Origin of the sequence: Cupriavidus sp. SIMBA_020, from assembly GCF_046535395.1 — a bacterium.
In the GTDB taxonomy this organism is placed as follows: Bacteria; Pseudomonadota; Gammaproteobacteria; order Burkholderiales; family Burkholderiaceae; genus Cupriavidus; species Cupriavidus campinensis.
The window spans coordinates 41,048-67,586 of record NZ_JAWRWU010000014.1 but is presented as its reverse complement, the minus strand read 5'-3'; the positions used below and the strand labels follow the sequence as shown (position 1 = coordinate 67,586).

The window sequence follows — 26,539 nt, the reverse complement described above, 5'->3', positions numbered from 1 at the left end:
TTGTTGCGTTTGTAGAGCAGATCGACCGTATTGCCCCCTAACCAGAATAATGTGGCGGTCCCTCCTGAGTAGAGCCGGAATCTGCCTGAAGTGTTGTCGCTGAACGATACTTCACCCACTGCAAAGCAGGGGGAATAACGCTCGTGCGTCAGAATACGGTTCTCTATTGGATAAGCTCTGGAGAAATACCGTTTTACTTGGCCGACTGTTGGCTTGAAGGTCTTGCAATTTTCCGTGAGGCTGGCGTCGTCAGTGTGCGAGGTTAAGCCCGTTTCCTTGATGACGACGTTTTTTACGGTTCTCTCTTGGGCCGTTACGGGTAATGCGTAAAATGCGGCAATCATTGAGACACAGATCAGTCCGACCTTTACCATACTGCGGTGCTCGCCTCGGTTGGGTTCTTGTATGAGACCTGAGGATGTCGATAAATCTCTCCGGTCGAAACGTTGAACGTTGCAACCAGTTCTGCGATGAGCCAGCGGAGCGACGCATTTTGCTGGGTGGTGACGTTCTCGTAGATTCTTGCGGTCTTGCAGTCACTGGCTGGATCAATCGGCACGGATTTCCCAACGATTTCGATACCGATGGAGTCGTCGCAAGGCTGACTTCTTCCCGGGGCGCGCGCATATTGATGTTGTGAGCTGGTTTCACCTGCGTGATCAGGACGTCCTCCATCGTGATCCTAAGAAACTCAAGCGGCTTGCCACCCGCCTTGCGCATCGTCAGCACTGCGCTGCCGATATGTTTCCCGGTCAGGCAGTACTGAACCAGATTGGGCGTGGCGCGGTCGACATAGTGTTCGAACGTCAGGTCCTCAACGGTCGCCTTGCCTGCGCCACCGCCCCTTCCTGCGTGCATGTTCGATGGCTGCTTCACCGACCATTCCCACGTCAGAACCTCGATTTCCTTCGAATGGCTGGCGTCCGCCGCTTCGCCTTCGATTCCTGTCAGCTTCAAGAAAATGTCCTGCGCCATCGCATGCTCCCGTTCAGGTGAGAAGTACTCCGGGAGCCTATCGATCGCCCGCCAAGTGATCTATAGGACTAGTTCGAAAGGCGCCGCCGCCCCGGACTTGCCGCCACCCACCCCTTTTCGCCAACCGCGAAATCCCCCTTTCGTCAATGACTGCCGGGTTATCGATAGCGTCTGACCGCCTGAGGAAGCCCCGCGTGGCATAATCGCTTGCGATGTCAAGCAATCACCGGCCACGCCGGAGGCGCGGCACAATAGCGGCGCCGACCCGCGAAGGCATCCGGTTAATAACAATCCCTGCAAACCACTGCGCGGACCTCCGCCGTCCCTGCCCGGACGGACGGTCTGCCCCCCCTGCATCATGGCCAAGACGCTCTACGACAAACTCTGGGATGACCACACCGTCCACGTCGAGGAAGACGGCACGACGCTGCTCTACATCGATCGCCACCTGCTGCATGAAGTGACCAGCCCGCAGGCGTTCGAGGGGCTGAAGCTGGCGGAGCGTCCGGTCTGGCGCATCAGCGCGAACCTGGCCGTGTCCGACCACAACGTGCCGACCACGGACCGTACGCAAGGCATCGCCGACCCCGTCTCGAAGCTCCAGGTCGATACGCTGGACGCCAACTGCGACGCCTTCGGCATCACCCAGTTCAAGATGACCGATCACCGCCAGGGCATCGTCCACGTGATCGGGCCGGAGCAGGGCGCCACGCTGCCGGGCATGACCGTGGTCTGCGGCGATTCGCATACCAGCACGCACGGCGCGTTCGGCGCACTGGCACATGGCATCGGCACGTCGGAGGTGGAACACGTGCTGGCCACGCAGACGCTGCTGGGCAAGAAGGCCAAGAACATGCTGATCCGTGTGGAAGGCAAGCTGCCGCGTGGCTGCACCGCCAAGGACATCGTGCTGGCCATCATCGGCAAGATCGGCACGGCCGGCGGTACGGGCTACACCATGGAGTTCGCCGGGTCCGCCATCCGCGACCTGACGATGGAAGGCCGCATGACCGTCTGCAACATGGCGATCGAAGCTGGCGCCCGCGCCGGCCTGGTGGCCGTGGACGATGTGACGCTCGAATATGTGAAGGGTCGTCCGTACGCGCCGCAGGGCGTGGAGTGGGACCAGGCCGTGGCCTACTGGCGCACGCTGCATTCGGACGCGGGCGCTCACTTCGACAAGGTGGTGGAGCTGCGCGGCGAGGACATCCGTCCGCAGGTCACCTGGGGCACGTCGCCCGAGATGGTGGTCAGCATCGAGGACCGCGTGCCCGATCCCGAGAAGGAAAAGGACCCGAACCGCCGCAACGCCATGGAACGTGCGCTCGAGTACATGAACCTGCAGCCGAACGTGCCGATGGAGTCGATTCAGATCGACAAGGTGTTCATTGGCTCCTGCACCAACAGCCGCATCGAGGACATGCGCGCCGCCGCCTGGGTGGTGCAGAAGCTGGGGCGCAAGGTCGCTGGCAATGTGAAGCTGGCGATGGTGGTGCCGGGCTCGGGCCTGGTGAAGGCGCAGGCCGAGCACGAAGGGCTGGACAAGGTCTTCAAGGCCGCCGGCTTCGAATGGCGCGAGCCGGGCTGCTCGATGTGCCTGGCGATGAACGCCGACCGGCTGGAGCCGGGCGAGCGCTGCGCGTCCACCTCGAACCGCAATTTCGAAGGCCGCCAGGGCGCCGGCGGCCGGACCCACCTGGTCAGCCCGGCGATGGCCGCCGCCGCTGCCATCGAGGGTCATTTCGTCGACATCCGCAAGCTGGGCTGACGCGTTACGCAACGGCATCCGTACACGGCTAATCGAATAAGCAGAACATGAAAAAGATCGTGATCACGTTCCTGGCATGCCTGGGCATGCTGCAACTGGCTGGCTGCAACACGATGGCCGGCCTCGGCAAGGACACGCAGGCCGCCGGCCGTTCCCTCGAGAACGCGGCGCGCAAGTAAGGACATACTCATGGACAAGTTCACCGTACACAGCGGCCTCGTGGCGCCGCTGGACCGCGAAAACGTCGACACCGACGCCATCATCCCGAAGCAGTTCCTGAAGTCGATCAAGCGCACGGGCTTCGGCCCGAACCTGTTCGACGAATGGCGCTACAAGGACGTTGGCCAGCCCGGCCAGGACAACAGCAAGCGTCCGTTGAATCCGGATTTCGTGCTGAACCAGGCGCGCTACCAGGGCGCGAGCATCCTGCTGGCGCGCAACAACTTCGGCTGCGGCAGCTCGCGCGAGCACGCGCCGTGGGCGCTCACGCAGTACGGCTTCCGCGCCGTCATCGCGCCGAGCTTCGCCGACATCTTCTTCAACAACTGCTACAAGAACGGCCTGCTGCCGGTGGTGCTGACGGCGCTCCAGGTCGATCACCTGTTCAACGAGACCAATGCGTTCCCGGGCTACCAGCTGACCATCGACCTGGACAAGCAGGTGGTGGTCACGGCGGGCGGCAACAGCTATCCGTTCGACATCGCGCCGTTCCGCAAGTACTGCATGCTGAACGGCTTTGACGACGTGGCGCTGACGCTGCGCCACAAGGACAAGATCAAGGCGTACGAAGCCGAGCGCCTGACGAAGATGCCCTGGCTGGGCAATCGCCTGGTCGGCTGACGGCCCGAGACACACCTCCAATACAGGAAGACAGATGAAGATTGCAGTCCTGCCGGGTGACGGCATTGGTCCCGAGATCGTTGCCGAAGCCGTCAAGGTGCTCAACGCCCTCGACGAGACATTCGAACTGGAAACGGCGCCCGTGGGCGGCGCCGGCTACGAGGCCGAAGGCCATCCGCTGCCCGAGAACACGCTGAAGCTGGCCAAGGAGGCCGATGCCATCCTGTTCGGCGCCGTGGGCGACTGGAAGTACGACAGCCTGGAGCGTCCGCTGCGCCCGGAGCAGGCCATCCTGGGCCTGCGCAAGCACCTGCAGCTGTTTGCGAACTTCCGCCCGGCGATCTGCTATCCGGAGCTGACCGGCGCCTCGAGCCTGAAGCCCGAGCTGGTGGCTGGCCTGGACATCCTGATCGTGCGCGAGCTGAACGGCGACATTTACTTCGGCCAGCCGCGCGGCATGCGCGAGGCGCCGGACGGCCTGTTCAAGGGCGCCCGCGAAGCCTTCGACACGATGCGCTACAGCGAGCCCGAGATCCGCCGCATTGCCCACGTGGCGTTCCAGGCTGCGGCCAAGCGCGGCAAGAAGTTGTGCAGCGTGGACAAGGCCAACGTGCTGGAGACCTTCCAGTTCTGGAAGGACATCGTGATCGATGTCAGCAAGGAATATCCGGACGTCGAGCTGTCGCACATGTACGTGGACAACGCGGCCATGCAACTGGTGAAGGCGCCGAAGAGCTTCGACGTGATCGTCACCGGCAACATGTTCGGCGACATTCTGTCCGACGAAGCCGCAATGCTGACCGGCTCCATCGGCATGCTGCCGTCGGCGTCGCTCGATGCCAACAACAAGGGCCTGTACGAGCCGTCGCATGGCTCGGCGCCGGACATCGCCGGCAAGGGCGTGGCCAATCCGCTGGCTACCATCCTCTCCGCCGCGATGATGCTGCGCTACTCGCTGAACAAGGCCGAGCAGGCCGACCGCATCGAGAACGCCGTCAAGAAGGTGCTGGCCCAGGGCTACCGCACCGGCGACATCCTCACACCGGGCTGCAAGCAGGTCGGCACGCGGGAGATGGGCGAAGCCGTGCTGGCTGCGCTGTAATCGGCCGTTTTTTGCCAGTTCGTGCCAAAAACGGGGCCTTCGGGCCCCGTTGGCGCAAGAAAATCGTGTAGACTCCGCAAATGGTCCGAATTCCCCAGTTCCTCGCTACTGCCATCGCTGCCGTGATCACGGCCGGCGTGGGTTCGCGCGACCATACCGCGACGATTAAAACCATTACTACCAAAACGATCCCCTAAGATCGTTCGTCGTGCCTGCCCGTCTTCCCCGCGCAGCGTACGCCGGGCGAGGAAAATGGCGGGGAAGTACTCATCACATCCGAGGTAAGTCATGATTGTAGGTCTCGTCGGTTGGCGAGGAATGGTCGGCAGCGTCCTGATGCAACGCATGCAGGAAGAGCGCGATTTCGACCATATCGAGCCCGTTTTCTTCAGCACGTCCAACGCCGGCGGCAAGGCCCCGGCCATGGCGAAGAACGAAACCACGCTGAAAGATGCCAATGACATCGACGCGCTGAAGCAGTGCGACGTGGTGCTCACCGCCCAGGGCGGCGACTACACCAGCGATGTCTTCCCGCGCCTGCGCGCGGCCGGCTGGAACGGCTACTGGATTGACGCGGCGTCCTCGCTGCGCATGAAGGACGACGCGATCATCGTGCTCGACCCCGTCAACCAGGACGTGATCAAGGATGCGCTTTCGAAGGGCGTCAAGAACTTCATCGGCGGCAACTGCACGGTCAGCTGCATGCTGATGGGCCTGGGCGGCCTGTTCGAGAACGACCTGGTCGAGTGGATGACCTCCATGACTTACCAGGCCGCCTCGGGCGGCGGCGCGCAGCACATGCGCGAGCTGCTGACGCAGTTCGGCACCCTGAACGCCTCGGTCAAGCCGCTGCTGGACAACCCCGCCTCGGCGATCCTCGAGATCGACCGCACCATCCTGGCCACGCAGCACGGCCTGTCGGCGGACGAAACCAAGCAGTTCGGCGTGCCGCTGGCCGGCAACCTGATTCCCTGGATCGACAAGGACCTGGGCAACGGCGTGTCGCGCGAAGAATGGAAGGGCGGCGCCGAGACCAACAAGATCCTGGGTCGTGGCGATGGCTTCCTGGGCGCGACCGGGGCTACCCCGATCGCCGTGGACGGCCTGTGCGTGCGGATTGGCGCCATGCGCTGCCACTCGCAGGCGCTGACCATCAAGCTGCGCAAGGATGTGCCGCTGGACGAGATCGAAGGCATGCTGGCCGCCCACAACCCATGGGCCAAGGTAGTGCCGAACACGCGCGAAGCGAGCATGACCGACCTGACCCCGGCTGCCGTGACCGGCACGCTGAGCATTCCGGTGGGTCGCCTGCGCAAGATGCAGATGGGCGGCGAGTACCTGTCGGCCTTTACGGTGGGCGACCAACTGCTGTGGGGCGCCGCCGAGCCGCTGCGGCGTATGCTGCGCATTCTGATCGAGAAGTAAGCGGGTACTGAGTCTCCCCGGCATTCGTTGCGGGGAGGCAACAGAATCCGGTGCTTTCCTGCCAACGCCGCGCCCCAGCGCGGCGTTGTTACGTTCGGACCCCTATTTTTCTCGGGCTTGCGTCACAATACAGCCGGCATTCGCCTGGCCAAGGGGTCACCGTCGCGTCATTGCGGCGAAGGGGTGAGACAATCGGGCACGACGTTTTTCGTCCGCACCGGCCGTCCGCCCACCAGCCAGGCATTTGGGGTCGGGTTTATTTTTCGCTACTAGAAACATAAATGGAGCACGAGGTGAGTGTGAGCCTACATCGCCGGAAAGATGCGCCTACTGTCCGTCAGCGCTGGTCAACGCTGGCCGTCACGGCTCTCGGTTTGCTGCTGATGCAGCCGGCCGCGTATGCCGCGGGGTTCGGACAATTACGGGTACAGTCCAATCTGGGGCAACCGCTCCAGGCTGAAATCGATATCAGCGGCGTTTCGGCCGAGGAAGCGGACAGTCTCAGCGTCAAGCTTGCCTCGCCGGCCGCCTATGCCAGGGCAGGGCTGACGTACCTGCCGGCCGTTTCCGGCGTGCGGCTCCAGGTGGAGCAGCGCCCCAACGGCAGCTATGTGGCAACCGTCCGTTCCAACCAGCCGATCAGCGAGCCATTCGTCGACATCCTCGTCGACATGAGCTGGTCGAGCGGCAAGGTGACGCGGGCCTACACGTTCCTGCTCGATCCGGCGGGCGCGAAGTCCAACCAGAGCTTCGCCCCGACCACGGTGGTGCAGGCGGCCACGCCCGATGCGTCCCCGGCCGAGACCCCCGCGCAGGCAGCTACGCCCGCCGCGCCGGTGCCGGCCGCCGCTTCGTCTGAGCCCGCACGTCCGGCCCCGGCCCCGCGCCAGCCGCGCCGCGCCGCCCAGTCGGCCCCGGCAGCTCCCGCATCGACCGACGGCGCCGCCGCCGGCGAGTCATACACGATCCAGCGCGGCGACACGCTGTCCAGCATTGCAGGCGATGCCGCGCAAGGCCAGGATGTGTCGCTCGAGCAGATGCTGCTCGCGCTGTATCGGAATAATCCGAATGCATTCATCGGCGGCAACATCAACCGGATCAAGTCCGGCGCGGTGTTGAAGGTGCCGAGCGCCCAGCAGGCGCAGGCCGTGAGCCCGCGCGAAGCCCGCCGCGAAGTCGTGGCGCGCACGCAGGGTTTCGACAGCTATCGCAGCCGTCTGGCCGCCGCCGCCGCCGCAAAGTCCGTGGAAGCGGGCTCGGGCCGCGAGCAGTCCGGCAACGTGACCGCGCGCGTGCAGGACACCACGGTGCCTGCCGCTGGTCAGCGCGACGAACTGAAGCTGAGCAAGGCGGACCGCGCCGCGCAGGCCAAGGCGCAAGCCCAGGCCGAAGCCGAAGTGGCCACGCAGCGCAAGCTCAAGGACGCCGAGTCGAAGCTGGCCCAGCTCGAGAAGAACGTCACGGACATGCAGCGCCTGATGGAGCTGAAGAATGCCGAGATCGCCAAGCTGAACCAGGCCAAGGCGGCTCCGGCCCCGGCTGCTGCGCCGGCCACGCCGGCGGCCAGCACCGCGCCGACCGTGGTGCCTGCCGAGCCAGCCAAGCCGGCCGACACGGCGACTGCCGCGACGAGCACGGCCACGCCCACGCCGGCCCCGGCCGCCACGGCAGCTGCACCGGCCTCCGCAGCCGATGCCGCCGCGCCGGCCGCAGCCGCTGTGGCTGCAACGGCCGCCGCTTCGGCACCGCAGGCAGACGCCGCCGCACCCGCGCCGGCTGCCGCGGCTTCCGCCCCTGTGGCCGTGAAGAAGCCTGCGCCGCGCGTGCAGCCCGCACCGGTGCCGGAAACCTCGTTCCTGGACGAACTGCTTGGCAACCCGATGCTGCTGCCGGGCGCCGGCCTGCTGGTCGCGCTGCTGGGCGGCTACGCCGTCTATCGCCGCCGCCAGAAGCAGAAGACCGCCGACAACGGTGGCTTCGGCGACAGCATCCTGTCGCAGGAAAGCACGGTGATGGCCGGTGGCCATTCGCTGTTCGGCACCGCCGGCGGCCAGAGCGTGGATACCTCGCAGCACAGCGTGTTTGGCGCCGATTTCCGGATTGGCAACAACTCGCCGGAAGCCACCGAGGTGGACCCGATCGCCGAGGCGGAGGTGTATATCGCCTACGGGCGCGACGTGCAGGCAGAAGAAATCCTGCGCGAAGCGCTGCAACAGAACCCAGAGCGTCAGGCCATTCGCCTGAAGCTGCTGGAGATTTACAACACTCGTCAGGATGTGGAAGGTTTCCGAGTGATTGCAGAAGAAATGTTCGCCCAGACGGGCGGGCAAGGCGCGGACTGGCTGCAGGCCGCCGAAATGGGTCGCAAGCTGGACTCGAGCAATGCCTTGTATTTGTCGGTAACGCCGGACACCACGGCCGAAGTGGATACCACCACGCCGGTCGCGGACCAGTGGCGCACGCAGGACCCCGCGCACAACCTCGAGCAGCCGCCGCGCGAGCCCGCCATGGCGGACCTGGCACTGCCGCTCGACGCCTTCCCGGCGCCCGCGCCGGGGGAGCCTATCGTGGCACCGGAGTCGGCCTCGCTGGTATTCGGTAGCGAATCCCAAGCGGAACCGGTGGCACGTCTGGATGACGTACTCGACGAAAGCCACGATGCCGGTCTCGACATGCCGGCCCACGTGGACAGCCGCCATCTGGCCGAGGTGCCGGCACTCGATACCCCGACGCGTTCGCGCCCGCTGGAGTTCGACATGTCGGGCATCTCGCTCGACCTGAACCCCGGCAGCGCCGGCAAGTCGGCGGATAACGACCCGCTGGCCGACTCGGTGCCGCTGCCGGCGCCGACGATGCTGCAGAACGGCCGTCTGGCCGAGCCGATCGACCTGTCCCGCGTGACGTCCGAGGGCGGTGGTGACACCACCCACGGCGTGTCCGCCAGCACCCTGTCCGCCAACGGCATGGACGGCGGCCGCGACATGCAGATCAAGCTCGACCTGGCCCGTGCCTACATCGAGATCGGCGACAAGGAAGGGGCCCGCGAACTGCTCCAGGAAGTGGTGGATCAGTCGCAAGACCCGCTCCAGGCCGAAGCGCGCACGCTGCTGCGCGAGGTGGCCTGACCGGAAGCGGTCACGCGTCGGAAAACGGCCTGCAAAGGCCGGTATGATGGAGGGCTTGCACGGCGCCACGCCGTTGCGGCCCGAAGCGATGCGCCGGAAGCGTCCCTTCCGGCGCATTTTCTTTTGGGATCCATGAATCGCATCGCCATCGGGCTTCATTACGACGGGTCGGCCTTCTCGGGCTGGCAGTCGCAACCGCACCGCAATACCGTGCAGGACCATCTGGAGGACGCCATCGAGCGTTTTGCCGGGACTCGCCTGCTGACCACGGTGGCGGGGCGTACCGATGCCGGCGTGCATGCGCTCGGGCAGGTGATTCATCTCGATACCGAACTCTCGCGCGACAAGTTTTCCTGGGTGCGCGGCATCAACGCCTTCCTGCCGTCGTCGGTGGCCCTGCAATGGGCCGAGCCGGTGGACGAGGGCTTCCACGCGCGCTTCCTGGCGTTCGAGCGCAAGTATTACTACGCGCTCTACACCGGCCCGCACCGCGTGCCGATGCTGCACGGCCGCGCCGGCTACCTGATGCTGCCGCCGGGCCAGCGGCTCGACGTCGACGCCATGCGCGCTGCCGCGAGCTGCCTGCTGGGCGAGCACGATTTCTCGGCCTTCCGCGCCGCCGAGTGCCAGGCCAAGTCGCCCATCAAGACAATGTACGACGTGACGCTGAAGGCCGATGGCAACTGGGTCTTCCTGCGCTTCCGCGCCAGCGCCTTCCTGCATCACATGGTGCGCAACCTGATGGGTTGCCTCGTGGCGGTAGGGCGGGGCCGCTATCCGGCCAGCTGGATGGCTGAGGTGCTGGCTGGCCGCGACCGCCGCCAGGCTGCGCCAACCTTCATGCCCGACGGCCTCTACCTGGCCGGCGTAAAGTATCCTGAGCCGTACCGGCTGCCCGCTGCGGACCCGTCCGCGAGCTTCTTCCATGGAGTCTTTACCGATGACGGCGCCTGATTTCAGCCAGATGCCCGCCCGCACCCGCGTCAAGATCTGCGGCCTGACCCGCGAGGACGACGTCCGCGCCGCCGTGGACGCCGGCGCCGATGCCATCGGCCTGGTCTGCTACGCCGGCAGCCCGCGCTATGTGGACGTGGCGCGCGCGGCGGCACTGGCCGAGCGTGTGGCGCCGTTCGTCTCGGTGGTCGGCCTGTTCGTCAATGCCGATGCCGAGGAAGTGGCCCACGTGGCCGAGCGGGTGCCGTTGACGCTACTCCAGTTCCACGGCGACGAGACCCCCGAGCAGTGCGCGGAGATCGCCCGGCGCTGCCGGCTGCCTTTCGTGCGCGCGGCCCGTGTTCGTCCGGGGCTCGATTTGGTAGAATTCGCCGATCAATACCGTGACGCCGCCGGCCTGTTGCTCGATGCCTTCGTGGAAGGCTATGGCGGTGGCGGCCACGTCTTCGACTGGACCCTGATTCCCGGCCAATGGCTTCCGACCGATCCGGCGCTGGTTTTCACCTCGCAGCCGGCACCCTCCGTGCCCCCCAAGGGCAGCCCGAACGCAAACGGCGCTCCTCGCATCGTTTTGAGTGGTGGGTTGAACGCGCAAAACGTCGCTGGCGCGATTGAGCGCGTGCGCCCCTATGCCGTGGATGTAAGTAGCGGCGTGGAGGCGTCGAAGGGCGTGAAGGACCACGCCCGCATTGCCGCGTTCGTGCGTGCCGTGCGCATGGCGGAAGCAGGGTGACCCGGGGCCTCCCGGACCCGTTCCCGCCGCCTGCCGGCCGCATCCCCGAATTTCCGCGCCCCTGCCCGAACCGGGCCGGTGCGCCATCCTGAGAGCCTGGACATGTACGACTTGCCCGATTCCCGTGGCCATTTCGGCCCCTATGGCGGCACCTTCGTTTCCGAAACGCTGGTCCACGCGCTGGACGAGCTGCGCGAAGCCTATGCGCAATCCCAGAACGATCCCGCGTTCGACGCCGAATACCGGCGCGAGCTGAAGCACTTCGTCGGCCGCCCGTCGCCGATCTACCACGCGCAGCGCTGGAGCGAGACGCTCGGCGGGGCGCAGATCTTCCTCAAGCGCGAAGACCTGAACCATACCGGCGCGCACAAGATCAACAATGTGATCGGCCAGGCGATTCTGGCCCGCAAGATGGGCAAGAAGCGCGTGATCGCCGAAACCGGCGCCGGCATGCACGGCGTGGCCACGGCGACGATTGCCGCGCGTTTCGGCATGGAGTGCGTGGTCTACATGGGCGCCGAAGACGTGCAGCGCCAGGCCGCCAACGTCTACCGCATGAAGCTGCTCGGCGCCACCGTGGTGCCCGTGGAGTCCGGCTCGCGCACGCTCAAGGACGCGCTCAATGAAGCGATGCGCGACTGGGTGACCAACGTGGAATCCACGTTCTACATCATCGGTACCGTGGCTGGCCCGCACCCGTATCCGATGATGGTGCGTGACTTCCAGTGCGTGATCGGCGAGGAAGCCAAGGTGCAGATGCCCGAGCTGGCCGGCCGCCAGCCGGACGCGGTCATCGCGTGCGTGGGCGGCGGCTCCAATGCGATGGGCATCTTCTACCCGTATATCGACTATCCCGATGTGCAGCTGATCGGCGTGGAAGCCGCCGGCGACGGCCTGGAGACGGGCCGCCACGCGGCGTCGCTGACCGGCGGCTCGCCGGGCGTGCTGCACGGCAATCGCACCTACCTGCTGCAGGACGCCAACGGCCAGATCATCGAGACCCATTCGGTCTCGGCCGGCCTGGACTACCCCGGCGTGGGCCCCGAGCACGCATGGCTCAAGGACATCGGCCGCGCGCAGTACGTGCCGATCACCGACGACGAGGCGCTCAAGGCCTTCCATGACTGCTGTCGCATCGAGGGCATCATCCCGGCGCTGGAGTCGAGCCATGCCATCGCCTACGCGTGCAAGCTGGCGCCGACGCTGCCGAAGGACAAGCTGTTGCTGGTGAACCTCTCCGGCCGGGGCGACAAGGACATGCACACCGTGGCCGAACGTGCGGGGCTGAAGCTCTGATGCAAGTGCTGCCTCCCGAATCCGACCTGCTGGACTCCTCCGCGCTGCGGCTCTACCAGGAAGACGTGCTGGAAGGGATCTCCAAGATCCCCGACGGCTCCATCGATCTCGTCGTGGCTGACCCACCCTATGGGCTGGGCAAGGACTACGGCAACGATTCCGACCGCCTCTCGGGCCAGGCCTACCTGGAATGGTCCGAGCGGTGGATGGACGCCATCGTGCCGAAAATCGCGCCGCGCGGCTCGCTCTACCTGTTCTGCACGTGGCAGTACTCGCCCGAGCTGTTCGTGATGCTCAAGCAACGGTTGACCATGATCAACGAGATCATCTGGGACCGCCGCGTGCCGAGCATGGGAGGCACCACCCGCAAGTATTCGTCGGTGCATGACAACATCGGCTTCTTCGCCCGCCAGCGCGACTACTACTTCGACCTCGACCCGGTACGGATTCCGTACGACGCCGAGACCAAGAAGGCACGCAGCCGGCCGCGCTTCGAGGGCAAGAAGTGGCTCGAGGTGGGGTACAACCCGAAGGACCTGTGGAGCGTGTCCCGCATCCATCGCCAGGACCCCGAGCGCGCCGACCATCCGACCCAGAAGCCGCTCGAGATCGTGGAGCGGATGGTGCTGTCAAGCTGCCCGCCGGGCGGGCTCGTGCTCGATCCGTTCACGGGCAGCGGCACCACCGCCGTGGCCTGCGTGCGCCATGGCCGGCGCTTCGTCGGCTATGAGATGAATCCTGAGTACGCGCAGCTGGTGCGGCAGCGGGTGGAGGCGGCCATTCCGCTGGTCACGCCCGCCGTTCCAGATCCGGTTCCCGCCGCCGCCCCCGCAGCCAATGACGATGCCGCGGAAGCCGATGCCGCCGTCCAACGCCTTATCTAATTCCTGACATGTCCCGCATCCAGAAGACTTTCGCGGCCCTGGCCGCGCAGCAGAAGAAGGGCCTGATTCCGTTCATCACTGCCGGCGATCCGGCGCCCGGCCTGACCGTGGACCTGATGCACGCGCTGGTGGCCGGCGGCGCCGATGTGATCGAACTCGGCGTGCCGTTCTCGGACCCCATGGCCGACGGCCCGGTGATCCAGCGCGCGTCCGAGCGGGCGCTTGCGCAGGGCGTGACGCTGACGCAGGTACTCGCCTGGGTCGCAGAATTCCGCAAAACCGACGCCAACACGCCTGTGGTGCTGATGGGCTACGCCAACCCGATCGAGCGGATGGGCGACGAGGCCTTCGCCAAGGCCGCCCGCGCGGCCGGTGTGGACGGCGTGCTCGTGGTCGACTATCCGCCCGAGGAGTGCGAGGCGTTTGCCGCACTGATGCGCGCCAATGAGATGGATCCCATCTTCCTGCTCGCCCCGACCTCCACCGATGCGCGCATCGAGGCGGTGGCGAAGGTCGCCAGCGGCTATCTTTATTACGTGTCGCTCAAGGGCGTGACCGGCTCGGCCACGATCGACCTGGAAAGCGTGGCGAGCCGCCTGCCGCTGATCAAGCGTCACGCCAACCTGCCGGTGGGCGTGGGCTTCGGCATTCGCGATGCCCAGACCGCGCGCGCCATCGGCAGCGTGGCGGACGCCGTGGTGATCGGCAGCCGGCTGGTGCAACTGCTGGAAGACGCTCCGCGTGACCAGGCAGTGACCGCGCTGCGCGACTTCATCGCCGAAATCCGCCAGGCCCTGGACGCCTGAGCGACGGCAAAACGTGACGCCATGCCGACATCGGCGTCGCTCTATTGTGATCGATGTATCACAATCGATGCGATTTGCTTCGGCCAGACCGGCCCGGCATGGTAAATTCGCGGCCTGATTCCCTGCCGTCCCACCGTCAGCGCCTGCGCATGCAGGCTGGCGCGCGGGCGGCGGCTATCCGAAAGGAGCTTTCATGAGCTGGTTGGATAAACTCCTGCCTCCCAAGATTCAACAGACCGACCCCTCCACCCGCAAGGGCATTCCGGAAGGGCTGTGGGTCAAGTGCCCGGCGTGCGAGTCCACGCTGTACCGGACCGACGTCGAGGCCAATCTGCACGTCTGCCCGAAGTGCGACCACCATATGCGCATCCGCTCGCGCGAGCGGCTGGACGCGCTGCTGGACGCCGAGGGCCGCTATGAGATCGGCCAGGAAATCGTACCGGTGGACGCCCTGAAGTTCAAGGACACCAAGAAGTACCCGGACCGCATCAAGGCCGCCATGGAAGAGACCGGCGAGACCGATGCCATGGTCGTCATCGGCGGTGCCATCCACACCATTCCGGTGGTGGTGAGCTGCTTCGAGTTCGAGTTCATGGGCGGTTCGATGGGCTCCGTGGTGGGCGAGCGCTTCGCGCGCGGCGCGCAGGCGGCGCTCGAGCAGAAGGTGCCGTTCATCTGCATTACCGCCACGGGCGGTGCGCGCATGCAGGAAAGCCTGCTGTCGCTGATGCAGATGGCCAAGACCACGGCCATGCTGAACCAGCTGGCCAACGCCAAGCTGCCGTTCATCAGCGTGCTGACCGACCCGACCATGGGCGGCGTTTCCGCCAGCTTCGCCTTCCTGGGCGACGTGGTGATTGCCGAACCCAAGGCGCTGATCGGCTTTGCAGGCCCGCGCGTGATCGAGCAGACCGTGCGCGAGAAGCTGCCGGAAGGCTTCCAGCGTGCCGAGTTCCTGCTGCAGAAGGGCGCGATCGACATGATCGTCGACCGTCGCAAGCTGCGCGCCGAGCTGGCGCAACTGCTGGCGCTGCTGCAGAAGCAACCGGCGGACGCGGTAGCCTGACACGATTCGTGCGAATGCAGGACAATGGCGCGGGTGCCCCCACCCGCGCCATTTTGTTTTTCCCGTTTTGAATCTGGTTTTCCCATGCCCATCTTCCACAATCTCCCCGACTGGCTGACCCATCTGGAAAGCGCCCACCCCGTGGGCATCGACATGGGCCTGACCCGCATCACGCGCGTCAAGGAGGCGCTGGGCCTGCGTATCGACGCGGTGGTCTTCACCGTGGGCGGCACCAACGGCAAGGGTTCGACGTGCGCGATGCTCGAGCGCATCCTGCTCGAGGCCGGCTACAAGGTGGGCATGCATACCTCGCCGCACCTGATCACGTTCAACGAGCGCGCGCGCATCAACGGGGAGATGGCCACCGACGCGCAACTGCTGCCGCACTTCGAAGCCGTGGAGCGCGCCCGCACGAGCTTTGCCGATCCGGTCAGCCTGACCTACTTCGAATTCACCACGCTGGCCATCATCCACGCCTTCGCGGCGGCCGGGCTGGACGCCATGATCCTCGAGGTGGGCCTCGGCGGCCGGCTCGACGCGGTGAATGTGATCGATACAGACTGCGCGGTCATCACCAGCGTGGACATCGACCACACCCAGTACCTCGGGGACACGCGCGAGAAGATCGGCTTCGAAAAGGCGGGCATCTTCCGCCCGCACGTGCCGGCGATCTGCGGCGACCCGATGCCGCCGAAATCGCTGATCGACCATGCCGAGGCCATCGGCGCGGAATTGTGGCTCGTGGGCCGCGATTTCCACCACCAGGCGGCCAAGGGGCAGGAGCGGCAGCAATGGGACTGGATTGGCCCGGACCGCAAGCTGAATGGCCTGGGCTATCCGGCGCTGCGCGGCGCCAACCAGTTGCTGAACGCCTCTGCGGCGCTGGCGGCGCTGCAGGCCATGCGCCCGCGCCTGCCGGTGAGTGCGCAGGAGGTGCGCAACGGGCTCGCCTTCGTCGAACTGCCCGGCCGGTTCCAGGTGATGCCGGGCCGCCCCGCCGTAATCCTGGATGTGGCGCATAACCCACATGCAGCCGCCACGCTGGGACAGAACCTCGAGAACATGGGCTTCTTCCGCTACACCTACGCGGTGTTCGGGGCGATGGCGGACAAGGACATTGCCGGCGTGCTGCGCCATGTGGCCGACAAGGTGGACCACTGGTGCTTCTGCGACCTGCCTACCGAGCGCGCCGCCAGCGCGGCGGACCTGCGCGAGCAGCTCGAGGCAGGCGGCTTCCGCGAAGGCCCGGACAATACGGCGGCGTGCTTCTCCAGTCCCGAACTGGCGTATCGCGATGCCATCGAGAGAGCGACCGAGAATGATAGAATCCTGGTCTTCGGGTCGTTCTACACGGTGGCCGGCGTGCTCGCATATCGCGCCACGCAGGCGAATTGATCGCCGCCGGAATGACATCGCACCGAATCACTCTCTAGGCATCGGCATCCATGGGCCTGCTTTCGCTGTTCTCGTCCCGCAAGGGCTCTGATCCGGCACCGGAGCGCGGTCGTCGTACGCGCGCGGACGTGGGCGCCGGCGTCGGCGCGTCGCGCCGGTTGAACGAGGAATACGCCGACGACACCCTCGACCCCGACTTCCCGCAGAAGCAACGCGCGCGGCGCCGCCTGATCGGCGCCGTGGTGCTGCTCGTGGCGGCGGTCATCGTGCTGCCCATCGTCTTCGAACACAAGCCGCGCCCCGTCTCGGAAGATGTGGCGGTCAAGGTGGCCAACGGGCAGGGCGCTGCGCAGAAACCGAAGGTCGAGGCACGCAAGGCCGATCCGCTGCCGCCCGCGCCAGCCGCCGCGCGCAATGACGCCGCGCTGGACGCTGGCGAGGAACTCGTCAGCGCGCCCGCCGCGGCCGACAAGCCGCGTGCCGAGGCCAAGCCAGAAGCCAGGCCCGATACCAAGGTCGCCGAGACCAAGCCCGCCGACAAGCCGGCTGACAAGGCCACCGGCAGCGGCAAGTTCATGATCCTGATTGGCGCGTTCTCCTCCGAGGAACGTGCGAAGAACTGGCTGGCCAAGCTCAAGGCGAGCAAGGTGCCGGCCTATGTGGAGAAAAAGACGCTTGCCGACGGCGAGCGGATCCTGCTGCGCGCCGGCCCGTTCACCGATCGTGACGCCGCCGATGCGGCCGACAAGAAGGTCAAGGCCGTGGGCCTGACCTCCAAGGTGGTGGAACTGTAAATCGCCCCCATCTGACGGGTCATCTGCCAGGAACAAGCGCCAGACGCATGGCTTTTACTTTTTTCGATTACGGCGTTGCCTTCATCCTCGTGGCCTCGGGCCTGATTGGCATCCTGCGCGGGCTGGTCCGCGAGGTGCTGGCCCTGGTGGGCTGGGTGGTGGCCTTCCTGCTGGCCTACCACTTCGGCGCGATGGCGGCCCAGTGGATGCCGGAAACGCTGCCCGGCGGGCAGCTCACGCGCAGTGCGCTGGGCTTCCTGGCAGTGTTCTTCGGTACCTGGATCGTGTCCGCACTGGCCGGCGCCATCCTCGGCCAGTTGCTGGAAACCACGGGCCTGAAGCCCGCGGATCGCGGCCTGGGGCTGGTATTTGGCCTCGCGCGCGGCGTGCTGATCGTGATGCTGGTCGTGGTGCTGGCCGGGCTCACCAAGCTGCCGGAAGAACAATTCTGGCGCGACGCGGTGTCGCGCCCCTATGTGATGCAGGCCATGGACGAGCTGCGGCAATGGCTGCCGCCGGACCTGGCCAAGTATGTGAAGACCTGAAGTCAACGCGGGTCCCGTCTCCTCCTACCGGATTGCAGCCGGGACCGCGCCCCTGAATCAAAGTTGCCTTTCCTGGGAGTGCGGCATGTGCGGTATCGTCGGCGTGGTTTCCACCAGCCCTGTCAACCAATTGATCTATGACAGCCTGCTGCTGTTGCAACACCGCGGACAGGATGCAGCCGGCATCGCCACGGCCAACGGCAGCACCTTCCACATGCACAAGGCCAACGGCCTCGTGCGCGATGTGTTCCGCACCCGCAACATGCGCGGCCTGCCGGGCACGTCCGGCATCGGCCAGGTGCGCTACCCGACGGCCGGCTCCGCCTCGAGCGAGGAAGAAGCCCAGCCGTTCTACGTGAGCGCGCCGTACGGCATCATCCTGGCCCACAACGGCAACCTGACCAACTCGGAACAGCTGCGCGAGGAGATGTTCCGCCGCGACCGTCGCCACATCAACACGCATTCGGACACCGAAGTGCTGCTGAACGTGCTGGCCGACGAACTCCAGCGCGGCAGCGACGGGCTGTCCCTGGACCCCGAGGCGATCTTCAAGGCCGTCTCCGGCATGCATCGCCGCGTGAAGGGTGCCTATGCGATCACCGCCCAGATCGCCGGCTACGGCCTGCTGGCCGTGCGCGATCCGTTCGGCATCCGCCCGCTCTGCATCGGCAGCATCGACACCCCGACCGGCAAGGAATACCTGATCGCGTCGGAATCCGTGGCGCTGGAAGGCATGGGCTACCGCATGGAGCGCGACGTGGCGCCCGGCGAGGCCATCTTCATCGACATGGACGGCAAGTTCTACAGCAAGCAGTGCGCTGAGAACCCGGTGCTGACGCCCTGTATCTTCGAGTACGTGTACCTGGCCCGCCCGGACTCGTGCATCGATGGCGTGCCCGTCTACGACGCGCGCCTGCGCATGGGTGACTACCTGGCCGAGAAGATCCGCCGCGAAGTGTCTACCGGCGACATCGACGTGGTCATGCCGATTCCCGACTCGAGCCGCCCGGCCGCCATGCAGGTAGCCAACTCGCTCGGCGTGGATTACCGCGAGGGCTTCTTCAAGAACCGCTACGTGGGCCGCACCTTCATCATGCCGGGCCAGGCCGTGCGCAAGAAGTCGGTGCGCCAGAAGCTCAACGCCATGGGCGTGGAGTTCAAGGGCAAGAACGTGCTGATCGTCGACGATTCCATCGTGCGCGGCACCACCTCGTTCGAGATCGTGCAGATGGCCCGCGACGCCGGCGCCAACAAGGTGATCTTCGCCTCGGCCGCGCCGCCGGTGAAGTACCCGAACGTGTACGGCATCGACATGCCCACGCGCAGCGAACTGGTGGCCCACGGCCGCACCGACGAGGAAGTGGCGCAGATGATCGGCGCCGACAAGCTCGTGTACCAGGACGTGGAAGCGATGAAGCAGGCCGTGCGCGACATCAACCCGGCGCTGCGGGACTTCGACGCCTCGTGCTTCGATGGCCGCTACATCACCGGCGATATCGACGAGGAATACCTGGTGCGCCTGGAGACCGCGCGCAGCCAGGCTGACCGCGACGGCACGAACGCCGACACAGAGCGCTCGCAACTGCACCTGCAGCGCTCGGGCAACCACGAATAATCCGATCAGAAGACAGCCAGCAGCATGAGCGAACCGTTCCAACCAGAGTCCCTCGGTATCGATACCCTTGGCGTGCGTGCCGGCACGCTGCGCAGCAGCGAGTTCATGGAGCACTCCGAGGCGATGTACCTGACCTCGAGCTTCTGCTTCCACAGCGCCGCCGAGGCGGCCGAGCGGTTTGCCAACTCGGAAGAGGGCTACACGTACTCGCGCTTCACCAATCCCACGGTGTCGATGTTCCAGTCGCGGCTGGCGGCGCTGGAAGGCGGCGAGGCGTGCATGGCCACGGCATCGGGCATGAGCGCGATCCTGTCCGTGGCGCTGGCGTCGCTGCAATCGGGTGACCACTTGGTCAGCTCGCGGTCGATCTTCGGCTCGACCATGACGCTGTTCAACACAATCCTGGCCAAGTTCGGCGTGGAGACGACGTACGTGGACACGGGCGACCTGTCCGCGTGGCGTGCCGCCGTCAAGCCGAACACGAAGCTGTTCTTCCTGGAAACGCCGTCGAACCCGCTGACCGAGGTCTCGGACATCGCGGCGATTGCCGACATCGCCCACAATGCGGGCGCGCTGTTCGTGGTGGACAACTGCTTCTGCTCGCCGGCGCTGCAGCAGCCGATCAAGTTCGGCGCGGACGTGGTGGTGCATTCGGCCACCAAGCACATCGACGGACAGGGGCGGGTGCTGGGCGGCGCGGTGGTCGGCAAGCGCGACTACATCATGGGCAAGGTCTTCCCGTTCGTGCGCACGGCCGGCCCGACGCTGTCCGCGTTCAACGCGTGGGTGATGCTCAAGGGCATGGAGACGCTGGCCATCCGCATGGAGCGGCATTCGCAGAGCGCGCTGACGGTGGCGGAGTTCCTGGAGGCGCATCCGGCTGTGGCCAAGGTGTACCACCCGGCGTTGAAGTCCCATCCGCAGTACGACATCGCCATGCGCCAGCAGAGCGGCGGCGGGGCGATTGTCTCGTTCGAGCTGAAGGGCGCCACGCCCGAGCAGCAGCGCGCCAATGCCTGGCGCGTGATCGACAGCACGAAGGTGTGCTCGATCACGGGCAACCTGGGCGATACGCGCACGACCATCACGCATCCGTACACCACCACGCACGGTCGCGTGGCACCCGAAGCGAAGGCGGCGGCGGGCATCACCGAAGGGCTGATCCGCCTGGCCGTGGGACTGGAATCGGTGGCCGACATCAAGGCCGATCTGCTGCGCGGGCTGGGCCAGTAAGCCAGCAAGCCAGTAAATCGTTTTGTTTTTACCCCTCTCCCGGTGCCGGGAGAGGGCGTATCCTGCACCTCAGCGCAGCATCCTGCGCCTCAGCAGCACCAGCGCCACCAGCAGCGCGGCCACGGCGTACACGGCCAGCACGGCCAGATGCAATCCCCCATGTTCCACCGGACGGCCCAGCATCAGCGGGCGGATCAGCGCCACCGCGTGGGCGAGCGGCAAGACCTGCGTCGCGGCCTGGGCGCTGGCCGGCAATTGCTCGAGCGGGAAGAACACGCCGGAGAGCAACAGCATCGGCGTCATCACCAGCGTCTGGTAGAACATGAAGAAGTCGTAGCTCGGCGCGAGCGCCGTGACGATCATCGCCAGGCTCGCGAAGGCGATGCCCGCCAGCACGATCACCGGCAGCGCCGCCAGCGCGCCCGGGAACTGCGCATAGCCCAGCGCGCCCGCCACCAGCATGATCGCCACGCCGGACAGCACGGCCTTGCTGGCCGCCCAGAGGATCTCGCCCAGCACCACGTCGCCCAGCGTCAGCGGGGCATGCATGATGGCCTCCCACGTGCGCTGCACATGCATGCGCGAGAACGCGGAGTACATCGACTCGAAGCTCGCCGACATCATCACGCTCGACGCCGTGGTGCCCGCCGCCAGGAAGGCGATATACGACACCCCGTGCACCTCTCCGACCAGCAGGCCCAGCCCCAGGCCGAGGCCGAACAGGTAGATCATCGGGTCGGCCAGGTTGCCGATCATCGACGGAATGGCGAGTTTCTTCCATACCATGTAGTTGCGATACCAGACCATCATCCAGTTGCGCGCGTTGCGCGGCAGCAGCGGCTGGGGATAGTGCTGGCGGGGCGGCGGGGCGGGGCGGGGCGCGTTGGCCGCCACGTCGGGCGTGCGGGGGTCCTGTTCGCTCATTTCAGTCTCTCATGTCGCGGCCGGTCAGCTTGAGGAACACGTCCTCGAGGTTGGCCGGCCGGTGCAGGTAGCGCACGCTGCCATTGCCGTGCAGCGCGGCCAGCAGCGGGCCCGGTTCGCGCACGTAGCAGAACAGCGTCTCGCCCCGCATCTCGGTCCGTTCGGCCAGCGGCGTCACACGGTGGCGCAGCGGCTCCAGTTCGTCGCCGTAGATCTCTACCACGTCGCAGCCGATCTCCCGGTCGATGAGTTCGTGGGGCTTGCCTTCGGCAATCTTGCGGCCGCCGTCGATCACGCAAAGGTGATTGCAAAGGCGCTCGGCTTCTTCCATGAAGTGCGTGGTCAGCAGGATGGTCTTGCCCGCCGCGATCAGGGACTTCAGCCGCTCCCAGATCAGATGGCGCGCCTGCGGGTCCAGGCCGGTGGTCGGCTCGTCCATGACCAGCAGGTCCGGATCGTTGATCAGGGCCCGCGCCACGGTCAGGCGGCGGCGCATGCCGCCGGACAGATCGCGCACCTGCGCGTCGGCCCGGTTCTCCAGCCGCGCAAACTCCAGCAGCATCGGCACGCGCCGCGATATCTCGGCCGATGACAGGCCGAAATATCGCCCGAAGATGCGCAGGTTCTCGATTACGGAAAAATCCGGGTCGAGGTTGTCGAACTGCGGCACCACGCCCACGCGCATGCGAGCCTGCGGTGCCCGCTGCGGAATCGGCTCCCCGCACAGCATGAGCGTGCCGGAAGCCGGCGTGGTGAGACCCAGCAGCATGCGCAGCGTGGTGGTCTTGCCGGCGCCATTGGGGCCGAGCAGGCCGAAACACTGGCCACGCTGGACTTCGAGGTCGAGGTTGTCGACGACGACTGTGTCGCCATACAGCTTGCGCACGTTGCGCATCTGCAGGATGGGAGGGGTGGCAGTCAAGGCGAAGGCCCGGTGAGTGCGATCCCGCCATTATGCCGGTTTGCGGGTATCGTTCCGGAGTGCGGGGCCAATCCCCGCAATGACAGGGGAGACAAGATGAGCGTGGAAGACGTGCTGGCCCAGTGGCAGGCCGACGAGGAGCGTGTGCGTGCGCAACTGGCGCCGGTGGGGCTGATTACGCGCGACCAGTTGCGCGCGCGCTCCGGGGCGGAGTTCTTTGACGATATCCTGAGCGGCAAGCTGCCGGGCATCCCCATCGGCAATCTGGTCGGCTTCCTGCCGGTGGCTTTCGAGGTGGGCCGCGTGGTGTTCCAGGGCACCCCAGGGCCGGAGCACTACAATCCGCTTGGCACCGTGCACGGCGGCTACGCGGCCACATTGCTCGATTCCTGCGTGGGATGTGCCGTACACAGCATGTTGCCGGCCGGCAAGGGTTATACGACGCTGGAGCTCAAGGTGAACTACGTGCGCCCGCTGACCAGCAACACCGGCCCCGTGCGCGCGGAGGGCAACGTCGTAAGCCTGACCAACCAGATCGGCATTGCTGAAGGGCGGCTTACGGACGCGCAGGGCAAGCTCTACGCCTACGCCACCACGACGTGCCTGCTGTTCCCGTTGCCGGCCTGAGCCAATATCCACAATAAAAAGGAGAACACCATGACGTTTGAACACTGGTTGGCGTTCGCGCTGACGAGCCTGGTGCTGCTGATCATTCCGGGGCCGACGATCCTGCTCGTGATTGGCGATGCACTCGCCCATCGCGGCCGCAGCGCGTTTGCCACGGTGGCGGGGGTGGCGGCAGGGGATCTCACGGCTTTCACGCTGTCGATGGCCGGCCTGGGCGCCGTGCTGGCGGCTTCGGCCACGCTGTTCACGGCGCTGAAGTGGGCCGGGGCGGCCTATCTGGTCTATCTGGGCGTGCAGGCGTTGCGTTCGGCCAGCCGCGCCAGTGCGCTCGACGTGCCGGCACAGGCGGGCAGCGCAGGGCAGCGTTTTGCCAAGGCGTGGCTCGTGACGGCGTTGAACCCGAAGAGCATCGTGTTCTTCGTGGCATTCGTGCCGCAATTCCTGGACGCGCATCAGGCCTTCTGGCCGCAAGCAGCGGTGCTGATCCCGACCTTCGTGGTGCTGGCCAGCGCCAACGCCATGGTCTACGCGCTGCTGGCGCGCTCGCTGGCCAGCCGGCTGACCACGCGTCGGGCGCAGTCCAATGTGCAACGTGCCGGGGGCATCACACTCATCGGGGCAGGCGCGCTGATTGCCACGCGCACTTGATGACCTGACGGGTTGAGCCGGGACGAAAAAAAACCGCCAGCATGCTGGCGGTTTCTTTATGCAATGCGCGAATCAGTAGAGCTTCTTCGGCAGCATTTGCATGCGCAGACGCTTACGCAGACGCGACTCGGCAGCCTTCTTCTTGCGCTTGCGCTCGGTCGTCGGCTTTTCGTAGGCGGTACGGCTCTTCAGTTCCACGATCAGGCCAGTCTGCAGAATGGCGCGACGGAAACGACGCATTGCAACTTCAACGGGTTCACCCGGCTTCAGAACGATCTTAGTCAACTCAGTCCTTTGAGGGAATGCCGCGGGGCGGCGGGTTCATACGAGGGGGAAACGTCGTCGCTGTGGGGCTCCGGAGCCTTCTGCGACGGTGGTATTGCACGCTGCGGCGAATGCCGAGGTGCGCCCCCGTCGAACCTGCAAGCTTGGACCGGGGTCCGGACTGCCAGTGTCAGGGGTGAAGGGCCAAATTTTCCTACGTAGTAAAAAACTTGGCGAGATACCTGTTTCCTTGGATATTGCGCAAATGATACGCCGGTAAGCTTTTACAGGTATACGAGCCCGGAGTCAAGATCAAGGCGCGCACGGGCCGCATATCCGTGAAAAATGCGGGGAAAAGTGCCCGATAGGACCTGCGGAGGTGGGGGTGGATGGCGCCGATGGAGGGGCCCCGGCCACCTCCAGTCCACCCGCCGCGAGGGGGCAGGCGAAGGCTGCCGCTGTGCTTTCATGGATTCTCGCTAACCACAACAAGACGAGGAGAAGGGCCATGATTCGCAAGTTGCTGCGTCAGAGCGCATTCGCGCTGGGCATACTCGGGTGCCTGTTCACGGTGTCCAGCCCGGCACATGCCGGCTACACCACGACCAAGTATCCGATTGTCCTGATCCACGGCTGGGGCGGCTGGGACAGCCTCGCCGGCTTCTACAGCTACTTCTACGGCATTCCGCTGGCGCTGGAGGCCGATGGCGCCGACGTGTACGTCTTGCAGGTGTCGGCGGTCAACAGCACCGAGACGCGAGGCGAGCAGGCGCTCGAGCAGATCCAGCAGATCCTGGCCGCGACGGGTGCCGAGAAGGTCAACCTGATCGGCCATAGCCATGGCGGGCCGACCTCCCGCTACGTTGCCGGCGTGCGCCCCGATCTGGTGGCATCGGTCACGGCGGTCGGCGCGCCGAACTGGGGGGTGCCGTTCGCCGACGCCGCCACAGGGCTGGGCAGCTTCAGCCAGTCCGTGGTGAACAGCGTCACGACGGCTGTCGGTACCTTGATTGACCTGCTGTCGGGTGGCGGCCAGCCACAGAGTTCGGCAGGTGCTTTGGCTTCCCTGTCGACGCCGGGCATGAATGCGCTCAACGCCCAGTTCCCGGGTGGGCTTCCCAGCACATACTGCGGCACCGGCGCGCCCGTCGCCAACGGGGTGCGCTACTACTCCTGGGGCGGCGACCGCGTGCTGACCAACGGGGCGGATGCCAGTGACGCGGCACTGATCGCCCTGAACGCGGCGAACACCGAGACCAGTGATGGCGCGATCCCGACCTGCAGCATGCACCTCGGCCAGTTCATCAAGGCCTATCACCTCAACCACCTCGACGAGATCAACCAGTTGGCTGGGCTGAGCAACGTGTTCGAGACAAATCCGATCACCATCTATCGCCAGCACGCCAACCGGCTGCAGCAAGCAGGGCTGTAATCGGCATGGGCATCCGTACGCTCGCTGTCAGCGGCGCGGCGGTGGCGGTTGTGGCCCTGGTGGCGATCCGTTCGCTGCCGGGCGACCCCGCATCGCCGCCCGCCACACCCGTTGCGACGACGGATGCCGCCTTGCCCCCAACGATGGGGCAGGTGGCATCGGACGATGACACGACGGCCGCTTCCTTGCCGATTCCGTCCCACCTGCGGGGCGTGGCAGTCGACGGTGGCGTCGACGTCGACCGCAACGGCAGTCTGATCGTCAATCGCAAGCTCAAGAACCTGTTTCACCACATGATCGGTATGGCCGAGGGGGATCCCGCGCGGCTGTCTGGCGTGCGGGAGAGCCTCAAAACGTGGCTGCTGGAGCAGGCCACGCCAGCGACCGCGCAGGACGAAGTCATGGCGGCGTTCGATCGCTATATGACCTATCTCGAGGCGGCTTCCCACGTGCAACTACCATCGCAATCGCCCGGCGATCTTGAACGCGTCTACCAGACCCTCGCCTTGCTGCGCCGTCAGCATCTGGGTCAAGTGATGGCCGAGGGCTTCTTCGCCGAGCAGGAAGCGCTGGACCGCTACACCGTCGAGCAGCGCCGGGTCCTGGCGGATGACACGCTGAGCCCGGATGAGCGCAAGCAGCGCCTCGATGCGCTGGCGCAGCAGTTGCCGGAGTCGCTGGCCCGGCCATTGGCGCAAACGCGCAAGATTTCGCAACTGGCGCAGGACACCGAGTCACTGCGCGCCAGCGGCGCGAGCCAGGAGGCGATCGACCGCCTGCGCACCGAGCGCTTCGGCCCCGAGGCCGCCGAGCGATTCCGCGCGCTCGACCAGCAGCAGGCGCAGTGGAAACAACGTCTGGTGAGCTATCAGGCCGAGCGGGATGCGATACGCGCGGACAGCAGCCTTGCACCGGAGGCTCAGGCGCGCGCGATCGATGAACTCGTCGCCAGGCGCTTCAGCGGCACCGAGGTGCTGCGGGTCCGGGGTTTGGGAAACCACTGAGGAGGGGAGGGTGCTGCGAGGGGCGAGCAGAAAACAAAAAAGCCAGCAGGCGCTAACCTGCTGGCTTTTGTATTTCTTGGCTCCCCGACCTGGGCTCGAACCAGGGACCTACGGATTAACAGTCCGGCGCTCTACCAACTGAGCTATCGGGGAACAGCTGAG

The 26,539-nt window shown here is 65.9% G+C and carries 24 protein-coding genes, 1 tRNA gene and 1 pseudogene; 21 read left to right on the top strand and 5 right to left on the bottom strand.

Features of this window, described 5'->3' with window-relative positions; all coding sequences use genetic code 11:
- Positions 1-594: 594 nt before the first annotated feature.
- Positions 595-975: pseudogene (locus tag SB751_RS22785) on the bottom strand (Hcp family type VI secretion system effector); the annotation flags it as partial.
- 358 nt (positions 976-1,333) lie between these two features.
- Between SB751_RS22785 and leuC the strand changes: the two are divergent.
- The 17 genes from leuC to SB751_RS22700 all read left to right on the top strand — a co-directional run bounded on the left by leuC (position 1,334) and on the right by SB751_RS22700 (position 20,556).
- Complete coding sequence (gene leuC / locus SB751_RS22780) at positions 1,334-2,743, top strand: 3-isopropylmalate dehydratase large subunit (protein WP_144199414.1); 1,410 nt, start codon at positions 1,334-1,336, stop codon at positions 2,741-2,743.
- A gap of 47 nt (positions 2,744-2,790) precedes the next feature.
- Complete coding sequence (locus SB751_RS22775) at positions 2,791-2,922, top strand: entericidin A/B family lipoprotein (RefSeq protein ID WP_144199412.1); 132 nt, start codon at positions 2,791-2,793, stop codon at positions 2,920-2,922.
- A 10-nt stretch (positions 2,923-2,932) separates the two neighbouring features.
- A complete protein-coding gene (gene leuD, locus SB751_RS22770) occupies positions 2,933-3,583 on the top strand; it encodes a 3-isopropylmalate dehydratase small subunit (protein ID WP_144199409.1) in 651 nt (216 codons plus the stop codon).
- A 34-nt stretch (positions 3,584-3,617) separates the two neighbouring features.
- Positions 3,618-4,685 carry a 3-isopropylmalate dehydrogenase gene (gene leuB / locus SB751_RS22765; RefSeq protein ID WP_211944008.1) on the top strand — a complete coding sequence of 356 codons (1,068 nt, stop codon included), beginning with the start codon at positions 3,618-3,620 and terminating at the stop codon, positions 4,683-4,685.
- Positions 4,686-4,973: 288 nt separating this feature from the next.
- A complete protein-coding gene (gene asd / locus SB751_RS22760) occupies positions 4,974-6,110 on the top strand; it encodes an aspartate-semialdehyde dehydrogenase (protein WP_144199405.1) in 1,137 nt (378 codons plus the stop codon).
- Positions 6,111-6,391: 281 nt separating this feature from the next.
- On the top strand, positions 6,392-9,235 hold the full coding sequence (locus SB751_RS22755; RefSeq protein WP_250024680.1) for a FimV/HubP family polar landmark protein: 2,844 nt from the start codon (positions 6,392-6,394) through the stop codon (positions 9,233-9,235).
- 132 nt (positions 9,236-9,367) lie between these two features.
- A complete protein-coding gene (gene truA / locus SB751_RS22750) occupies positions 9,368-10,189 on the top strand; it encodes a tRNA pseudouridine(38-40) synthase TruA (RefSeq protein WP_313817996.1) in 822 nt (273 codons plus the stop codon).
- A complete protein-coding gene (locus SB751_RS22745; RefSeq protein WP_144199398.1) occupies positions 10,176-10,922 on the top strand; it encodes a phosphoribosylanthranilate isomerase in 747 nt (248 codons plus the stop codon). Before truA ends, SB751_RS22745 begins: the two co-directional genes overlap by 14 nt.
- A gap of 102 nt (positions 10,923-11,024) precedes the next feature.
- Positions 11,025-12,218 (top strand): tryptophan synthase subunit beta, encoded by a 1,194-nt coding sequence (trpB, locus tag SB751_RS22740; protein ID WP_092290124.1) that lies wholly within the window; start codon positions 11,025-11,027, stop codon positions 12,216-12,218.
- A complete protein-coding gene (locus tag SB751_RS22735; protein WP_144199396.1) occupies positions 12,218-13,102 on the top strand; it encodes a DNA-methyltransferase in 885 nt (294 codons plus the stop codon). Before trpB ends, SB751_RS22735 begins: the two co-directional genes overlap by 1 nt.
- 8 nt (positions 13,103-13,110) lie before the next feature.
- The gene (gene trpA / locus SB751_RS22730; RefSeq protein ID WP_144199394.1) at positions 13,111-13,908 is read left to right on the top strand and encodes a tryptophan synthase subunit alpha; all 798 of its coding nucleotides are present in this window, start codon (positions 13,111-13,113) and stop codon (positions 13,906-13,908) included.
- A gap of 193 nt (positions 13,909-14,101) precedes the next feature.
- Complete coding sequence (gene accD, locus SB751_RS22725) at positions 14,102-14,974, top strand: acetyl-CoA carboxylase, carboxyltransferase subunit beta (protein ID WP_092290111.1); 873 nt, start codon at positions 14,102-14,104, stop codon at positions 14,972-14,974.
- Between the two features lie 84 nt (positions 14,975-15,058).
- Positions 15,059-16,369, top strand: coding sequence for a bifunctional tetrahydrofolate synthase/dihydrofolate synthase (gene folC, locus SB751_RS22720; protein ID WP_144199392.1), 1,311 nt, complete (start codon positions 15,059-15,061; stop codon positions 16,367-16,369).
- A 50-nt stretch (positions 16,370-16,419) separates the two neighbouring features.
- On the top strand, positions 16,420-17,163 hold the full coding sequence (locus tag SB751_RS22715) for an SPOR domain-containing protein (RefSeq protein WP_144199390.1): 744 nt from the start codon (positions 16,420-16,422) through the stop codon (positions 17,161-17,163).
- A gap of 47 nt (positions 17,164-17,210) precedes the next feature.
- Entirely contained in the window at positions 17,211-17,708 is a 498-nt protein-coding gene (locus tag SB751_RS22710) for a CvpA family protein (protein WP_144199388.1), read from the top strand.
- Positions 17,709-17,793: 85 nt separating this feature from the next.
- Positions 17,794-19,323, top strand: a complete 1,530-nt coding sequence (gene purF, locus SB751_RS22705) for an amidophosphoribosyltransferase (protein ID WP_144199386.1) — start codon at positions 17,794-17,796, stop codon at positions 19,321-19,323.
- Positions 19,324-19,347: 24 nt separating this feature from the next.
- The gene (locus SB751_RS22700; RefSeq protein ID WP_144199384.1) at positions 19,348-20,556 is read left to right on the top strand and encodes an O-succinylhomoserine sulfhydrylase; all 1,209 of its coding nucleotides are present in this window, start codon (positions 19,348-19,350) and stop codon (positions 20,554-20,556) included.
- A gap of 69 nt (positions 20,557-20,625) precedes the next feature.
- Here the strand turns inward: SB751_RS22700 and SB751_RS22695 are convergent, their stop codons facing one another.
- Both SB751_RS22695 and nodI read right to left on the bottom strand, forming a co-directional pair.
- Positions 20,626-21,480, bottom strand: a complete 855-nt coding sequence (locus tag SB751_RS22695) for an ABC transporter permease (RefSeq protein ID WP_144199382.1) — start codon at positions 21,478-21,480, stop codon at positions 20,626-20,628.
- Between the two features lies 1 nt (position 21,481).
- Positions 21,482-22,375, bottom strand: a complete 894-nt coding sequence (gene nodI / locus SB751_RS22690; RefSeq protein ID WP_244845028.1) for a nodulation factor ABC transporter ATP-binding protein NodI — start codon at positions 22,373-22,375, stop codon at positions 21,482-21,484.
- Between the two features lie 123 nt (positions 22,376-22,498).
- On the opposite strand from nodI, the gene SB751_RS22685 reads away from it, so the two are divergent.
- Both SB751_RS22685 and SB751_RS22680 read left to right on the top strand, forming a co-directional pair.
- On the top strand, positions 22,499-23,029 hold the full coding sequence (locus SB751_RS22685) for a PaaI family thioesterase (RefSeq protein WP_144199378.1): 531 nt from the start codon (positions 22,499-22,501) through the stop codon (positions 23,027-23,029).
- Positions 23,030-23,059: 30 nt separating this feature from the next.
- Positions 23,060-23,677, top strand: a complete 618-nt coding sequence (locus SB751_RS22680) for a LysE family translocator (RefSeq protein WP_144199376.1) — start codon at positions 23,060-23,062, stop codon at positions 23,675-23,677.
- Between the two features lie 72 nt (positions 23,678-23,749).
- On the opposite strand, the gene rpsU is transcribed toward SB751_RS22680, so the two are convergent.
- Positions 23,750-23,962, bottom strand: a complete 213-nt coding sequence (gene rpsU / locus SB751_RS22675) for a 30S ribosomal protein S21 (RefSeq protein ID WP_029044331.1) — start codon at positions 23,960-23,962, stop codon at positions 23,750-23,752.
- A gap of 487 nt (positions 23,963-24,449) precedes the next feature.
- Between rpsU and SB751_RS22670 the strand changes: the two genes are divergently transcribed.
- Both SB751_RS22670 and SB751_RS22665 read left to right on the top strand, forming a co-directional pair.
- Positions 24,450-25,373 (top strand): esterase/lipase family protein, encoded by a 924-nt coding sequence (locus SB751_RS22670; RefSeq protein ID WP_144199374.1) that lies wholly within the window; start codon positions 24,450-24,452, stop codon positions 25,371-25,373.
- 5 nt (positions 25,374-25,378) lie between these two features.
- On the top strand, positions 25,379-26,377 hold the full coding sequence (locus tag SB751_RS22665) for a lipase secretion chaperone (RefSeq protein ID WP_211943969.1): 999 nt from the start codon (positions 25,379-25,381) through the stop codon (positions 26,375-26,377).
- 77 nt (positions 26,378-26,454) lie between these two features.
- On the opposite strand, the gene SB751_RS22660 is transcribed toward SB751_RS22665, so the two are convergent.
- Positions 26,455-26,530, bottom strand: a tRNA-Asn gene (locus SB751_RS22660).
- Positions 26,531-26,539: the final 9 nt, after the last annotated feature.

Coding starts and splice junctions, on each gene's coding strand:
- leuC (WP_144199414.1), top strand. CDS start 1,334: ATGGCCAAGACGCTCTACGACAAACTCTGGGATGACCACACCGTCCAC.
- SB751_RS22775 (WP_144199412.1), top strand. CDS start 2,791: ATGAAAAAGATCGTGATCACGTTCCTGGCATGCCTGGGCATGCTGCAA.
- leuD (WP_144199409.1), top strand. CDS start 2,933: ATGGACAAGTTCACCGTACACAGCGGCCTCGTGGCGCCGCTGGACCGC.
- leuB (WP_211944008.1), top strand. CDS start 3,618: ATGAAGATTGCAGTCCTGCCGGGTGACGGCATTGGTCCCGAGATCGTT.
- asd (WP_144199405.1), top strand. CDS start 4,974: ATGATTGTAGGTCTCGTCGGTTGGCGAGGAATGGTCGGCAGCGTCCTG.
- SB751_RS22755 (WP_250024680.1), top strand. CDS start 6,392: ATGGAGCACGAGGTGAGTGTGAGCCTACATCGCCGGAAAGATGCGCCT.
- truA (WP_313817996.1), top strand. CDS start 9,368: ATGAATCGCATCGCCATCGGGCTTCATTACGACGGGTCGGCCTTCTCG.
- SB751_RS22745 (WP_144199398.1), top strand. CDS start 10,176: ATGACGGCGCCTGATTTCAGCCAGATGCCCGCCCGCACCCGCGTCAAG.
- trpB (WP_092290124.1), top strand. CDS start 11,025: ATGTACGACTTGCCCGATTCCCGTGGCCATTTCGGCCCCTATGGCGGC.
- SB751_RS22735 (WP_144199396.1), top strand. CDS start 12,218: ATGCAAGTGCTGCCTCCCGAATCCGACCTGCTGGACTCCTCCGCGCTG.
- trpA (WP_144199394.1), top strand. CDS start 13,111: ATGTCCCGCATCCAGAAGACTTTCGCGGCCCTGGCCGCGCAGCAGAAG.
- accD (WP_092290111.1), top strand. CDS start 14,102: ATGAGCTGGTTGGATAAACTCCTGCCTCCCAAGATTCAACAGACCGAC.
- folC (WP_144199392.1), top strand. CDS start 15,059: ATGCCCATCTTCCACAATCTCCCCGACTGGCTGACCCATCTGGAAAGC.
- SB751_RS22715 (WP_144199390.1), top strand. CDS start 16,420: ATGGGCCTGCTTTCGCTGTTCTCGTCCCGCAAGGGCTCTGATCCGGCA.
- SB751_RS22710 (WP_144199388.1), top strand. CDS start 17,211: ATGGCTTTTACTTTTTTCGATTACGGCGTTGCCTTCATCCTCGTGGCC.
- purF (WP_144199386.1), top strand. CDS start 17,794: ATGTGCGGTATCGTCGGCGTGGTTTCCACCAGCCCTGTCAACCAATTG.
- SB751_RS22700 (WP_144199384.1), top strand. CDS start 19,348: ATGAGCGAACCGTTCCAACCAGAGTCCCTCGGTATCGATACCCTTGGC.
- SB751_RS22695 (WP_144199382.1), bottom strand. CDS start 21,480: ATGAGCGAACAGGACCCCCGCACGCCCGACGTGGCGGCCAACGCGCCC.
- nodI (WP_244845028.1), bottom strand. CDS start 22,375: ATGCGCAACGTGCGCAAGCTGTATGGCGACACAGTCGTCGTCGACAAC.
- SB751_RS22685 (WP_144199378.1), top strand. CDS start 22,499: ATGAGCGTGGAAGACGTGCTGGCCCAGTGGCAGGCCGACGAGGAGCGT.
- SB751_RS22680 (WP_144199376.1), top strand. CDS start 23,060: ATGACGTTTGAACACTGGTTGGCGTTCGCGCTGACGAGCCTGGTGCTG.
- SB751_RS22670 (WP_144199374.1), top strand. CDS start 24,450: ATGATTCGCAAGTTGCTGCGTCAGAGCGCATTCGCGCTGGGCATACTC.
- SB751_RS22665 (WP_211943969.1), top strand. CDS start 25,379: ATGGGCATCCGTACGCTCGCTGTCAGCGGCGCGGCGGTGGCGGTTGTG.